The organism is Flavobacterium aeripolare (genome assembly GCF_013294025.1).
Classification (GTDB): domain Bacteria; phylum Bacteroidota; class Bacteroidia; order Flavobacteriales; family Flavobacteriaceae; genus Flavobacterium.
In genome coordinates this window covers 283,895-297,910 of record NZ_JABSNL010000001.1, presented here as the reverse complement: position 1 = coordinate 297,910, position 14,016 = coordinate 283,895, and the positions used below count along the sequence as shown (strand labels likewise).

Genomic DNA, 14,016 nt, shown 5'->3' with positions numbered 1-14,016 from the left:
CGTGAATTTTTTAAAAAAGGGCAATGTCAACTTGTAATACTGTTTTTTGTTTTTCGGGATTCCACATAGCTGTCATTTCTATTGGAAAAGAAAAGCTACCCGCTTTAACTGTTCGCGCATATACTGCACCTACATTTATAATGTTTGCTTTTTGATCTGTATAAAATGTTTTATCGGTAAGGAAAGAAAATGCTCCACTAGTAAATAGTGTTAAACTGTTATTTTCTTTTTCCCAAACCTTATGTTTCACTTCTAAATAGTGCGTGTAAGAATCTTTTAATGAGCCATCACGCTGCACTTCATAATCACCAGCTCTACCCGCTATAATAGTTGCTAAGTAAAGTGAGGTCTTCTTAGTAACTTGGTAACCAAAGTTTAAATCTACAAAATTATATCCTTGTGTTTTTTTATAACTCCAGTAATGTAGGACATCTCCTCGTTCCTCTACACCAGTATAATTGTTGTGAGAGACCGCTTCAACAAAGAATTTGTCTGTAATATGATAGGATGTATAGATGGATACTTCTTTATAATTAGCATTTACTCGATCGCCGTCATTAGTTGTAATTGGGTCTCCAGAAAAACCAGCGCCACCCCACAAACCAAAGACAAATTTCTTGTTTTTAGAATTGTATTCTAATGATGTAGCCACCATAGGACTAGGTGTTACTACGAAACCATGCCAAGTGTGCATATTCTTTAAATGCATGTGTATGTTGAACGGTTTATAATCATCATCGACAACAACTGTATTTTTAACTTCCCCTTTGCTGGTATCTTGCGCATAAATACCATTTTGAGAAAATAGTAAAGTTGCAGTTATAACTGTAAAAAAGAGTCTAGAACTTGGTTTGAAAAGTTGTAGTAATGGTCTAGCAGTTGCTGTTTTAATTTGTAATAAGTTCATATTCTATGGTGTTAGGTTTGGCTGTTTTTATAAAACGTAATAATTACGTTTTATAAAAACAAATGTATATTATTTTTCAAAACAAAAAATTTTTATGCGACAAAAAATAATGATAAATGTATTTTTAAACTCTAATTGTTGAATATTACGCATAAAAACAGCAGAATTATTACGTAATTATATTACGTATAATGAACGCTTTATTGAATATTATTGAAAATATTAATAGAATAGCCAACTGAATATGTAAATAATTCAAAAAGCCGCTTGCAGGGAGTAATAAGTAAAAATAGAACAACTACATCGTTTTAATTAGTAAGTTAAATATTATATTTTTGAATTAATAGGTAATAAATTGCTTTTCGCAAACGATATATCTGTCTATAATTTATCTATTTAGAGTGCATTATGAGTTCATAATTGCATTATAGCAGGTAGTGTTTCAGGATAAAATATAGTACTTGAGTTTACTACATTGCAATTGAGTACCTTATTGTTGTAATTAATTATATTAAAACTGTATAGGATACTTATTGCTATTGTTTTCCAACGCAATACTTTTTTCTAAGAGGTAAAATCTTGACAGCGATGCTATGCTTTAATTTGCGGATAACTATAATTGGTTGGATTCCTGCTTCCATTTGGGCTGTACTCTCATTACAAAAAGCAACAGCAAACAAGCGGGATAAAAAATTGATTAGAGCCTTGAATAGGAGGTAGTTTACTATATTATATCATGAAATTAATAGACATGAACTTTTTTTAATTAAACAACAGTTCAATCCTACTCAGCGATAAACAAAAAAAAGGCCTGAAGAATTTTTATTCTTCAGGCCTTATAAATAATATAGTGTATACTTATTCAGAAATCTCAACAACTTCAAGATCAAAAATAAGATCCTTACCAGCTAATGGGTGATTACCGTCTAATACTACTGTCTCTTCTCTTACTTCAACAACCATAAGATTCATTTCTTGTCCTTCTGGAGTTCTAGAAACTAATCCCATACCTACTTCAGGAGTCATCTCTTGAGGTAATTCGCCTTTTGGTACTTCGATAATTAAATCTTCACGAGGGTCACCGTAAGCATCGTCCTTAGTAATGTTGATTGTTTTTTTCTCATTTAATTTCATATCAATTAGGCCTTTTTCAAAACCAGGAATTAAACGTCCTTCTCCAAGAGTAAAAGCCAATGGCTCTTTCCCTTCAGAAGAATCAAAAACTTGTCCGTCTGCTAGTTTTCCTGTGTAATGTACTTTAACCGTGTTGTTCTCTTTAACTTGAGTCATATTTTTTTAATTTTAAAACCTCCATTTCATTGTTGAAAAGGCTTCTGTTTAAACTTAATTGTAGTGTTTATTGCCAAAATTAAGCCAAAAACCCCTTTTAGAGAAGAAAACTGCTTTTTTATCATTTTATTAAAAGCTATGAGATTTGTATCGTGTAATTGGTTGTTTTGTAGCTCTTTACAATGTGCTGTCATGTTATGGTATTTTTTACTGAAAAAATGGCAGTGTGTTTTAAATATAAAAGGGACACTGTTTTAAAAATCCTTGTTTTGTACCGTTATTCCCTTTTAATATACTTTTAAACTACTGTTTTGTCACCCTATATTTGTATGCTGATAAATAAAATAAAAAAAGAATACAAATATGACCACACCTAATATCGCTAAAGACGAAATATTAAATGCATTTAATTTTAGACATGCAACTAAAGAATTTGATGCTTCAAAGATCATTTCTGATGATAATATGAAGTTTCTTTTACAAACTGCCCATTTGTCTCCTAGTTCTTTTGGATTTGAACCTTGGCACTTTGTAGTTGTTCAGGATAAAGAATTACGTGAATTATTGAAACCCGTAGCTTGGGGAGCTCCTTTGAAATTAGACACAGCAAGTCACTTTGTTTTAGGCTTATCAATGAAGGCACCTATGGTTAAGCACAATGCAGATTACATTCAAACGATGATGAAGGATGTAAAGAAAATGCCAGAGGAAGTAATCGAAATGTATTCTAAATTCTACAGAGAATTTCAAGAACGTGATTTTGCTTTAGATTCTGATAAAAAGTTGTTTGATTGGTCTTCTAAGCAAAATTATATTGCATTAGGGAACATGATGACTGCAGCAGCACTTATAGGAATTGATAGTTGTCCTATTGAAGGTTTCCATCAAGAGGAAGCAGAGGCTTTGCTAAGAGAAAAATTCGGAATCGACACGGATAAATATGGTCTTGCTTTCATGATTGCTTTTGGATATAGAAAAAACGATCCTGCACATGAAAAATCAAGAAGAAATTTTGATGATATTGTTACGTGGATGTAATTTTTATCATTTTAGAATGTAAAAAACCTGCTCAATTTTATAGTGAGCAGGTTTTTTTTATTTATCTGAGTTTTAAAATCAAGTTTCAGTTTAAATAATTCTTCTTTTTAAATAATTAGAAAATTCGAAAATAAAATGTGCTCGATAATTTATACGATACGCTTTTATTATGATAAATAGGTTTGCTACGAGCTATCGATAGTCTTAGTCCGTTTTTGTATTATTTCATTTTAATATATCATCATTTTAATCTTTTATCTAATTGTATCTGGTTTTCAGTAAATTACGTAATGTTTGTAAAAGCTTAATTATTTAAGCCTTTAGGCTAAAGAAAAGTTAATTGCTATGTTGTTTCTAATCGAATGCTTAGCTTTGTTTAGCAGCAACTTAAAAAAGCGGTCATTACCCAATCATTCCATAGCGTATTGATTCGTGTTTTTGTTCAATAATTGTATTGTAGTTTAACAGATTTCGATGCAAATTAGTTGACTTACAGTATGCATTATAGGTAGCATAAGACAGTAGTAGAGGTAGGGATAAATCTACTAAAGCTAATTGAATGAACTAAGGGAAATGAATTTATAATAAATAAAGAGATTGACAAAATGAATAAAGCGATTAAAGATAAAGTAATAGTAGTAACAGGTGCAAATAGAGGAATTGGTGCAGCAATTGTAAGTACTTTTCTTGAAGAGGGTGCGAGCAAAGTATACTTGGCAGTTAGAGATGTTAAATCAACTAAAGATTTAGAATCTAAATTTGGTGACCGCGTAGTAACGATACAAGCAGATGTTTCTAGTACTCAATCAATTCAAGCACTTGCCGAGAAAACAACTGATGCCAACATTGTAATAAATAATGCAGGCGTGGGAACGCCACAGGCAACTATAAGTGATAATGTTGAAGAAGATTTCAAATTTCAGTTAGAAGTAAATGCTTTTGGACTTTTACGCGTAGCTAACGCTTTTGCAAATACATTAGAAAAAAATAAAGGTGTATTGGTTCAATTGAATTCAATAGCCTCTATGAAAAACTTCGCTCAAGTTTCGACTTATTCTGCTTCAAAGGCAGCCTCATACTCTTTAACTCAAGGGCTACGTACAGAATTAGGTGCAAAAGGAATCACAGTTATTAGTGTGCATCCTGGCCCTGTAGCTACTGATATGGGTAAAAGTGCAGGGTTTGATGGTGGAGCGACAACTGAATCTGTGGCCAAGGCTATCGCAGCAGGAATTGAGCAAGGAGTATTCCATATTTTTCCCGATGATATGGCAAAACAAGTTGGATCAGCCTACCAAAGCTTTGCAGAAAATATAGTTCTAGCAGATTTTTCAGAGTAAGTAATAATCAATAATAAAACAAGTAAGACAAACGTCTTACAATTCTATAATTTAAATTTTAATAAGATGAAAAGAATAGCAATAAACGGAATGGGTCGTATAGGAAGAGCAGCATTAAAAGTAATTTTAGATACGCCACAATTAGAACTGGTCGCAGTAAATGATATTGTATCAATAGAAAATATAGTCTATCTATTAAAGTATGATTCTGTATATGGGACCTTCGAGAAAGAAGTAACGCATGACGCTACTAATTTATATGTAGATGGAAAAACGATCAAGTATAACTCAGAGCGCAATCCTGAAGATTTGCCGTGGAAAGAAAATAATATTGATGTTGTAATTGAAAGTACTGGATTTTTTACTAAAAGTGAAGACGCTAAAAAACATATTAAAGCTGGAGCAAAATCAGTGATTATCTCAGCTCCAACAAAAAGTGAGGATATTCCAACGGTTGTTCACGGTGTAAATACAAAGGATGGAAATACAGAAATTTTCTCTTGTGCCAGTTGTACCACCAATAATATAAGTCCTATTGTCGAAATTTTAGGACGTCGTGTGGGAATCAATAAAGCAATTATGACCACTGTTCATGCTTATACGGCCTCACAAGCAATCGTAGATGCACCTTCTAATAAAAATTTTAGAATGGGTCGTGCTGGTGCCGCTAATATTGTTCCTACATCAACTGGTGCTGCGATTGCAACAGCAAAAGCTTTACCAGAATTTGCAGGGAAATTTGACGGTGTGGCATTAAGAGTGCCTATTCCCGTAGGTTCTATGTCAGATTTGACTTTTGTGACTAGCCGTTCTGTTACTGTTGAGGAGATCAACGCTATTTTTCAAGAAGAAGCACAAACTGATCGTTATAAAAATGTATTGTCGACTACAAACGAACCTTTAGTTTCTTCAGATATTGTGAAAAACCCACATGCTTCAACAGTAGATTTAGGAATGACTAGAGTGGTCGATGGCGATTTACTAAAAGTGATGACCTGGTATGACAATGAGTGGGGTTTTACTAATCAAATGATTCGTCAAATTTTAACCGAAATAGCATAATTAAGTACTAACACCATAAGTGGTTGTGTACCTAATTCTTTATAGGTTAAAGACAATTATCTTTCGCTTTAAGCGAAAGTAAATTACACAGCCGCTTTATTTTGTTTGTTAAATCATAATTTAAAATGGAAGGTATGAAAGACAGTTATGAAAAAACGGCAACTATAAAAAGACACGAAGCTTCTGGTAAATATTTTGACGTTGACGGTCTAAGTTGTTTTGCATTAGATAGAGGAGAAGGCGAAGCTGTATTGTGTCTACATGGCGTACCTACCTCTTCATTTTTATATAGAAACATCGTTCCCGAGTTGGCTAAAAGAGGCTATAGAGGTGTTGCAATAGATTTCCCAGGCTTGGGACTATCAGACCGTCCCGAAGATTTTGAGTATTCGTTTCGTGCTTTGGCCAAATTTACAGCCAATGCTGCAGTTAAGTTGGGACTAGAGAAGTACCATCTTGTTATTCATGATGTGGGTGGTCCGGTGGGATTTGCCTTGGCTGCTCTAAACCAAGAAAGTATTTTGTCAATTACAATTTTAAATACTTGGATTGATGTAGTAAACTTTACTAAACCGTGGCCCATGCGTCCCTTTGAATCAGTTGTTTTAGGCGAAATCGAATTGGCAATGCTGCAACATCCAACATGGAAATTAATGTTTTCACAGATGGGAGTTAACGATATCAGTGTTGTTCCAGATGAAGAAATTGAAGCGCATCTCGATATATTAAAGCTAAAAGATGGGGGAGATGCGTATCTTAAATTGATGCGAAATTTTGATAATACAGCCTCTTTTAGAGATTTGTGTTATCAAGCGGTGCAGAATGTAAGCTATCCTATTCAGGCAATTTGGGGTGTTGATGATCCTTTTTTAACTTTTGACACCTATGGAGAAGAAATTAAGAAAGTTGCTAATCTAGCTACAATACATAAAATTGCTTCCCGCCATTTCTTACAAGAAGAAGCCCCTTTAGCCATCGTAGATAAAATCGAAGAAATAATACGAGCTAATAAATAAACCCACTGCATTCCTTGATTTAAGGGAATGACGCTAACGATAATTAATAGTTATGAAAGATAAAATAAAAATAGATATTGTATCAGATGTGGTGTGCCCATGGTGCATAATAGGATATAAGAGATTAGAAAAAGCAATAATCGAAATGGGAATTGAAGATCAGGTTACGATCGAATGGCAACCATTTGAACTTAATCCTTATATGCCAAAGGAAGGGCAGGACTTGAGAGAGCACATTTCTGAAAAATATGGTTCGAATGAGCAACAACAAGACGAATCGCAGCAAAGAATGACACAAGCGGGAGCCGAACTCGATTTTGCGTTCAATTATAATCAGGAAATGCGCATGGTAAACACCTTTGAAGCGCACGTATTGCTTGACTATGCAGCGCAATTTGGAAAACAAACCGAATTAAATTTAGCATTGATAGCGTTTTTCTTTACAGATCAAAAAGACGTTTCTAATCGTGAAGTTTTAAGAGAAGCCATGCTTAAAGTAGGTTTAAATGCTGATGAAGGATTATCGAAACTTGATGACAAAACAGTAGAAAAAGATGTAAGAGATAAGCAGCAATATTGGAAAGACATGGGAGTGAACTCGGTGCCAACAGTCGTATTTAATAGAAAAAGCGCTGTTACTGGAGCGCAACCGGTAGATACATTCAAGAATATTTTAAAAGAATTACTTGATAGTCAAACCACAGTGTAGTTAAAGTAACACTTATAATAAGCGAGGTTAAAAAGCATTATCACTGTTTTTTAACCTTGCTTTTTTTTTTACATTAATTTCCGAAACACTTTTTGTTCGCATTGTACTTTTAGATTATAAAAATTAGGAGATTGTAGCTAGTTTTATTAAATCTTTGAGAATAATTTACCGCACATTAATTGTACAGCTGTTGTAGTGTTTGAATAGTTCTAAGCTAATGTAATAGCTCACAATTAAGGAAAATAGTATGCATGCCTAATTGATTTCGTTTTTAATTTGTTTTTCCTGTTAAAAAGTGTATTTTTAACTAGTAATAAGTAGATAATTGTAACGTACTACCACTTTTATTTTATGGAAAACCCAGAATCCCCACAGCCTTCAGTAAAACGACCATTATATAAATTTAGTAAACTTAATAATTTTAGTTTTAACTTCTTTACAGCGCAATTTTTTATTGTTACTGTATTCTTGTTCTATATTGAATTGAATTATGTTGCTTGGGGTAGTATACCAATCTTTTTAGTATTTGTATACTTTTCTAGTACAAAAACATTGCGATTTTCAAAGAAAGCGCTTATTTCTACCTATATGTTGATGGCTTATTTTACATACGCCTACATACTGTACGGTAAGTTTTTTAATTTTACCGTACTCCTTTATATCATACCCGTTGTCTTACTTATTATTATACGCTATCATAGGCTGGTTTTGTATGCAATTTTATATGTTGCTATTACAGTTCCCACCATTATCTATTTTGATTACTTTGGATATGACTTGGGTGGGATTTACAATTATAATAAAGACATTTACAATGAATTCTTTTACTTTACTGTAATAATGATCATGATTTACTTAATAGTGCTGTTAACTGCACGAACAAATTTAGTTAAGTATATCATTGAGGATTTAAAAAATAAAAATATCGAGTTGGAAGAATCAAGGGTAAAGCTGAAGAAACTCCAAATCAATAAAGAATCGTTTTTTGCCATTATGAGTCACGAGATACGGACACCACTAAATGCAATTAAAGGGATCTCTGATATTTTAAAAAGTAATGATCATACAGAGGAAAATAAACATCTCTTAGAGTTAATGGACTATTCTTCCAATCATTTATTGGCTTTAGTTAATAATATTTTGGATTTCACTAAGTTAAATGATGGCGCATTCTCATTGCAATATTCGTCATTTGACTTAAATAGTGCTTTGAGTTCTTCGTTTAAAATGAACGAAAGATTAGCATTAGAAAAAGGATTGACTTTTAATTTTATCGTTAACGATAGCTTACCTACGAAGGTATATGGAGATAGAAATAGAATTAACCAAATTATTCTAAACCTATTAAACAATGCAATCGAATATACTCAAGAGGGGAAGATCGAAATGATTGTAGGAGGTTCATACAACGATGAAAATGCTCAAGAATTTAATTTGACAATACAAATTTCTGATACTGGATCTGGTATAAGTGAAGAATTAGGAACTAGGCTTTTTCAGAAATACGCTACCACAAATTCCTCTACAAACAGTGTTGGTTTAGGATTGACAATTTCAAAAGGATTACTGGATTTAATGCATGGCCAAATTAGATTTGAGTCTGTTGCTGGTACAGGAACAACTTTCTTTATCGATTTACCGCTTCCTATTGTGATTGAAAATGAGCAAGAATTAGAGAGTTCTCAATCAGATTTTAAATTAACTGCTTTGAATATACTTATTGTTGATGATAATAAAATCAACTTAATGGTATTAGAAAAACAACTTAAAAATAAATTAAAAAACAGTACTGTAACTATTGCTTACAATGGTTTAGAAGCGCTAAATATTGTTAAGGAAAATGATTTTGACTTGATCTTGATGGATGTTTTAATGCCAGTAATGGACGGAATTACAGCTACAAAACATATAAGAAACCTTAATAAAAAAAATAAAAAAACGGTTCCTATCATTGCTTTGACAGCAAACGTAGGTGAAAAAGAGCTCTTTGAATGCTCAAATGCAGGAATGAATGATTTTGTGACTAAGCCTTTTGAAATAAATGAACTTCTTAAAGTGATTCAGAATAGTCTACTTAAAAACTAATAATGGTAGCTATAAATTTAAAATAGCTATCAGCTGACTTCTAATCTTTATAGCGCGTTTAAACCATAGGCTGCTTTAATAATTTTCACTGTATTCGAAAAAAGAACTGAGGGTGATAAAAGCTAGTGCTAGGCTTTCATGCCTTCCCAAATTATTGTAATTTTGTATTACTTTCTAATTTAGAAATTAAAAAAGCAAAATACATGAGAAATTATATCAAAGAAGTTCTTAAAAACATGCCTGCTGGTTGGCTTCTTACCACTACACATAGACTAGATATTTACAATGAAGAGTTAGCTAAGACTGAATTTTTAGATCAGTTCGAGACGTTATACAAAGATAATGTTGCTACTACCACCGCACTTAATGAATTACCTACAGCTTACGATTATATTAGGTTAGGTCATCCATTGTCTTGCGTTTTAGAATGGGCTATAGCAAAATTAAGCGCGGTAGATTCAGAGAATGTAATTAGTTTTTCGTCTAAAACTGTTCCGGTACTTTCTATTTTGAGAAAGAATGCTCTAGAAGGTAAAAAAACGCAAATCTTACACGACGGAGCTTTAGATAAAATATTTGATGCGGCTATTGTCAAAGAAATATATGGTTATAACTTTGATCTTAGAAAAGTTGGAAGTAGCTTAGTAGAAACAAAATTTGATGGTAGTACAGTATATGTTACAGCCGAAAAAGAATTTGGAAGAGTCGCTTTAAATGATAGTATTGACTTTTATATTGGTCTTTATGATCATTTGGGAAGTGTTCTTGTTGTGAACGGCGATGATAATAAAAAATACATATCAGATATTCAGCACGTACGTAGAAGAGAAACGGTAGCAATGACACCAATAAATTGCATGACTGCGCTAAAATCATTAGTTACTCAAACTGCTTTTGAATATTATGCAAGTACATTACAGCAAGATAAAACGGCTACATTAGCATCAATACGCGAAATAACTAATACTACAATTGCTCCATTAGTAGCTTCTAGTGGTTTATCAATTCAATATGCGATTTTGATGGGATTAGTTCATGATGCCTTAGAAAATCACAAAGGAAAAGCAATTAAAATTATAGTTCCCCCTAATTGTTATGGAGGAACAAATGATCAAGCGCGACGTGTTGCTGAGAGTATAGCTGCTGTTTCTATTGTTGATTTACTAGTAGACGGTGATAATGACATGGTGCAAAGTATTGAGAGCGTTTTGACTGCGATGGCTCAAGAAGATGCTGTTCCATTAATTATTGCAGAGATACCTACAAATCCAAGAGTCGAAGTGCCTAATTTAGCTGATTTAAAAGCTACTTTAAGTAAAGTTCGTACCACTCCCGCGGGAAACAAGGCAATTGATCCTGTTTTTATTTTAGATCAAACATTTTGTCCTAATGTAAATTTCTTAGGAGAAGGGGCGGTGTTGTCAAGTGTACGCACTATCTCGTTTGCCAGTGGCTCAAAGTTCCCTAGTGGCGGACAATGTACTGCAGGATACTGTGTGGGTAACAACAATACAACTGCTTTAATGAGTAAGATTGCGCTGCATTTAAGTTTGTGCGATAATGAAGCAACTGATTTTCAATATGAGATATTAGCAAAACAATTGCCTTCGATGAATCAACGAATTGAAGCTGCATATAAAAACACACGACTGTTTGTGAATTATATTCACGAAGTTCTGGCTGATGCCAAAATAAATTTTGTTTCAGAAGAACTAGCAGAGCAAGGATTTATGCCTTCTGTGTTTTCATTAGATTTACCTACAAAGGGAAACAGTCCAGAGGAGAAAGAGGCTCATAAAAGAGCACTAAATCTCAAATTAATTAATATGATGATAACTGAAATTCCTAATGAAAGTAAGTTTTGCGTAAGTTACGGCCAACTTAAAGGTTGTTACTGGACAATTCCAGCGACGTCAACACAAGGGACAACTAAGGAAGGTGATAAAGATTATATTGTAAGAGCTTCGCTTTCGCCAGATTTGGACCTGGAAAAACATAAGCAAGTCTTCTTAGAGTTTGTGAAAAGTATGTAAATAAAAAAGGGAGATTCTGTATGAATCTCCCTTTTTTAATTTTAAATGATGCTGCGGCTTAAGCAGAACAAGTAGTTCTTTTTAACAATACGTATTCTCCCTCTAATTTAAATTGGCGAATAGACTTTCCTGAGTATTTCTTGAAGGTTTTTGAAAGATGACTAACATCTGTAAATCCTAAATCATCGGCTATTTCAGTGACTGTGAAAGCAGAATTTAACAATCTAATTTCGACTAGTTTTAATTTTGCTTTAATAATATATTCCCTCAAAGGGATATGGACTTGCTTTCTAAAATATTCACTCACATAAGTGGGGGACATTGCAAATGTTTGAGCCAAATTATCAATTTTCACTAAATCTGGCTTGTCAATATGTTCATTTATATACGTTAGCATCTTTGTAATGCGTTCGTCGTTATTACCAATACTTAGTTCGTTAAAACTACCTTTCTTAATATTCCGAATCAGTATTTCTAGAATGCTCATCATTAGGCTCATGATAAAACCTACGGCTTCATCACCATCGCTTTCTGTTTCCAGTAAGATCATTTCTATAAGCTGTTTCAGGTAATTTCTATCTAAATCGCTTTTAATAATGTCACCCGGCATTTGATTATAATTAGATAAAATATAAGAAGCTTCTTTAAACCACTCGTTGCGATCAATTGAGAGTCGGTTAGCACTTTTAAAAATAGCATCGTTAAACTTTAAAAACACAAATTTTGATGGTTGTTCGATAGTAAAAGAATGACACTTTAAAGGTGGTAATAAAAAGATGCTGTTTTCATTATAGGAATAGTGATTGTAATTGATGCACTGTGTACCGCTACCTTTTTTCACCAAGACCAATTCGAAAAAATTATTTTTCACAGGTCTTTGTTCCCATGATGTTAATTCAATTTCTTGTATTTCAAAAGGTTTGTAGGATTCAATTACTTGCATAAGCTCGTTTTTTCTAACAAAAATAGTAATTATTAGCTATTCAAGGTAACTTTCAGGGTTTATTAACCTTTAAAGTTACCATTGGTAGTCCTTTTTTGTTTTACAGTCTCCTATTACAGCGCTGCAAATAGAGTAAGACTAAAAATTAGCAATTAATTAGCATACAAGATTCCATAGTTTGCATCTGATTAAGTAATTTTAATGATTATATAAAATTAATATCATGAGCTCAACGACAACAATAAATCCCGCTACGGGAGAAAATATAGCATCTTACGACCGCATATCTGGTCAAGAGGCAAAAGATAAAATTGCAACAGCACAACAAGTGTATGCATCCTGGAAAATGAAAAGCTTTTCAGAGCGTGCAAAATTGATGAATAGCCTAGCTACTATTTTTGAAGAAAACAAAGAAGAGTATGCGCAGTTAGCCACTCGTGAAATGGGTAAGGTGATAGGACAGTCTAGAAAAGAGATCGAAAAATGCGCTTTAATTTGTCGCTATTATGCTGAGCACACACAAGAATTACTAGCAGATAAAAGTGTGGCTACAGAAGCGACTAAGAGTTATGTTACTTTTCAGCCACTTGGAATAATACTAGCAGTAATGCCATGGAACTTTCCTTTTTATCAAGTTATTAGGTTTGCTGTTCCTGCGTTGATGGCTGGAAATACAGCAGTATTAAAACATGCTTCTAATGTACAAGGATGTGCCTTAGCGATACAACAAGCATTTGAAAAAGCAGGTTTTCCTGTTGGTGCTTTTAACAACTTAAACATCGACTCTAAACTTGTTAAAGAAGTGATCGAGGATAAAAATATTGTAGCAATCACTTTAACAGGTAGCGACCCTGCGGGACGTTCAGTGGCTTCTATCGCCGGACAGAATTTAAAGAAAACGGTAATGGAACTCGGTGGTAGTGATGCTTACATTGTCCTTGATGATGTTGATTTAGAAAAAGCAACCGACCTTGCAACCTTTGGACGTTTGCAAAATAATGGGCAGACCTGTATTGCAGCCAAACGTTTTGTGGTTCTTGATGCTATCTATGACGAGTTTCTAGCGCTATTTACAAAAAAGATGCAGGCGGCAAAAATGGGCGAACCTACAGATGAATCGAGTTATTACGGACCTATGGCGCGTAAAGATTTGCGTGACGAGCTACATGAGCAAGTGCTAAAAACAGTTTCTCAAGGAGGTCGATTAGTAATAGGAGGAACCATCCCTGATAGTAAAGGAGCGTATTATCCAGCGACAATTTTAGCTGATTTAAAACCAGGCATGGAAGGATTTGACAATGAATTGTTTGGTCCAGTAGCTTCAGTTATTCGTGCTAAAGATGATGCTGATGCAATTGCACTGGCTAATAATTCTCAATTTGGTTTGGGATCAGGTGTGCTAACCAGCAATAATGAACGTGGCGAAAAAATCGCACTGCAGCTAGAAGCAGGTAGCAGCTTTGTTAACAAACTAGTTGTTTCTGACCCTCGCTTGCCTTTTGGAGGAGTTAAAAACAGTGGTTATGGTAGAGAGCTTGCTTCGTACGGAATTCAAGAATTTGTAAATACTAAGACAATCTGGATAGACTAAAA

The 14,016-nt window shown here is 33.6% G+C and carries 11 protein-coding genes; 8 read left to right on the top strand and 3 right to left on the bottom strand.

Annotation, left to right across the window (positions count from 1 at the left end; genetic code table 11):
• Positions 1–10 precede the first annotated feature (10 nt).
• Positions 11–907 (bottom strand): hypothetical protein, encoded by an 897-nt coding sequence (locus tag HNQ00_RS01300; protein ID WP_173836308.1) that lies wholly within the window; start codon positions 905–907, stop codon positions 11–13.
• Between the two features lie 858 nt (positions 908–1,765).
• Positions 1,766–2,197: an FKBP-type peptidyl-prolyl cis-trans isomerase gene (locus tag HNQ00_RS01295; protein ID WP_173836306.1), complete on the bottom strand. Its 432-nt coding sequence runs from the start codon at positions 2,195–2,197 to the stop codon at positions 1,766–1,768.
• Positions 2,198–2,560: 363 nt separating this feature from the next.
• Here HNQ00_RS01295 and HNQ00_RS01290 point away from each other — a divergent pair, with 363 nt between their 5' ends.
• The 7 genes from HNQ00_RS01290 to HNQ00_RS01260 all read left to right on the top strand — a co-directional run bounded on the left by HNQ00_RS01290 (position 2,561) and on the right by HNQ00_RS01260 (position 11,480).
• Positions 2,561–3,235 carry an NAD(P)H-dependent oxidoreductase gene (locus HNQ00_RS01290; protein WP_173836304.1) on the top strand — a complete coding sequence of 225 codons (675 nt, stop codon included), beginning with the start codon at positions 2,561–2,563 and terminating at the stop codon, positions 3,233–3,235.
• A 605-nt stretch (positions 3,236–3,840) separates the two neighbouring features.
• The gene (locus HNQ00_RS01285) at positions 3,841–4,575 is read left to right on the top strand and encodes an SDR family oxidoreductase (protein ID WP_173836302.1); all 735 of its coding nucleotides are present in this window, start codon (positions 3,841–3,843) and stop codon (positions 4,573–4,575) included.
• Positions 4,576–4,641: 66 nt separating this feature from the next.
• Positions 4,642–5,637 carry a type I glyceraldehyde-3-phosphate dehydrogenase gene (gene gap, locus HNQ00_RS01280; RefSeq protein ID WP_173836300.1) on the top strand — a complete coding sequence of 332 codons (996 nt, stop codon included), beginning with the start codon at positions 4,642–4,644 and terminating at the stop codon, positions 5,635–5,637.
• Between the two features lie 134 nt (positions 5,638–5,771).
• Positions 5,772–6,653: an alpha/beta fold hydrolase gene (locus HNQ00_RS01275; protein ID WP_173836297.1), complete on the top strand. Its 882-nt coding sequence runs from the start codon at positions 5,772–5,774 to the stop codon at positions 6,651–6,653.
• Between the two features lie 52 nt (positions 6,654–6,705).
• Positions 6,706–7,362, top strand: a complete 657-nt coding sequence (locus HNQ00_RS01270; protein ID WP_173836295.1) for a DsbA family oxidoreductase — start codon at positions 6,706–6,708, stop codon at positions 7,360–7,362.
• A 351-nt stretch (positions 7,363–7,713) separates the two neighbouring features.
• Positions 7,714–9,447, top strand: coding sequence for a response regulator (locus HNQ00_RS01265; protein ID WP_173836293.1), 1,734 nt, complete (start codon positions 7,714–7,716; stop codon positions 9,445–9,447).
• 203 nt (positions 9,448–9,650) lie between these two features.
• Positions 9,651–11,480 (top strand): PLP-dependent aminotransferase family protein, encoded by a 1,830-nt coding sequence (locus HNQ00_RS01260; RefSeq protein ID WP_173836291.1) that lies wholly within the window; start codon positions 9,651–9,653, stop codon positions 11,478–11,480.
• A gap of 58 nt (positions 11,481–11,538) precedes the next feature.
• Here HNQ00_RS01260 and HNQ00_RS01255 read toward each other — a convergent pair whose 3' ends face one another.
• Positions 11,539–12,423 (bottom strand): AraC family transcriptional regulator, encoded by an 885-nt coding sequence (locus HNQ00_RS01255; protein WP_173836289.1) that lies wholly within the window; start codon positions 12,421–12,423, stop codon positions 11,539–11,541.
• Between the two features lie 223 nt (positions 12,424–12,646).
• On the opposite strand from HNQ00_RS01255, the gene HNQ00_RS01250 reads away from it, so the two are divergent.
• On the top strand, positions 12,647–14,014 hold the full coding sequence (locus HNQ00_RS01250; RefSeq protein WP_173836287.1) for an NAD-dependent succinate-semialdehyde dehydrogenase: 1,368 nt from the start codon (positions 12,647–12,649) through the stop codon (positions 14,012–14,014).
• Positions 14,015–14,016: the final 2 nt, after the last annotated feature.

What these genes read in the sequence shown, in the direction of transcription:
- HNQ00_RS01250 (WP_173836287.1), top strand. Translation starts at nt 12,647, where the DNA reads ATGAGCTCAACGACAACAATAAATCCCGCTACGGGAGAAAATATAGCA.
- HNQ00_RS01275 (WP_173836297.1), top strand. Translation starts at nt 5,772, where the DNA reads ATGAAAGACAGTTATGAAAAAACGGCAACTATAAAAAGACACGAAGCT.
- HNQ00_RS01290 (WP_173836304.1), top strand. Translation starts at nt 2,561, where the DNA reads ATGACCACACCTAATATCGCTAAAGACGAAATATTAAATGCATTTAAT.
- HNQ00_RS01300 (WP_173836308.1), bottom strand. Translation starts at nt 907, where the DNA reads ATGAACTTATTACAAATTAAAACAGCAACTGCTAGACCATTACTACAA.
- HNQ00_RS01265 (WP_173836293.1), top strand. Translation starts at nt 7,714, where the DNA reads ATGGAAAACCCAGAATCCCCACAGCCTTCAGTAAAACGACCATTATAT.
- gap (WP_173836300.1), top strand. Translation starts at nt 4,642, where the DNA reads ATGAAAAGAATAGCAATAAACGGAATGGGTCGTATAGGAAGAGCAGCA.
- HNQ00_RS01285 (WP_173836302.1), top strand. Translation starts at nt 3,841, where the DNA reads ATGAATAAAGCGATTAAAGATAAAGTAATAGTAGTAACAGGTGCAAAT.
- HNQ00_RS01260 (WP_173836291.1), top strand. Translation starts at nt 9,651, where the DNA reads ATGAGAAATTATATCAAAGAAGTTCTTAAAAACATGCCTGCTGGTTGG.
- HNQ00_RS01255 (WP_173836289.1), bottom strand. Translation starts at nt 12,423, where the DNA reads ATGCAAGTAATTGAATCCTACAAACCTTTTGAAATACAAGAAATTGAA.
- HNQ00_RS01270 (WP_173836295.1), top strand. Translation starts at nt 6,706, where the DNA reads ATGAAAGATAAAATAAAAATAGATATTGTATCAGATGTGGTGTGCCCA.
- HNQ00_RS01295 (WP_173836306.1), bottom strand. Translation starts at nt 2,197, where the DNA reads ATGACTCAAGTTAAAGAGAACAACACGGTTAAAGTACATTACACAGGA.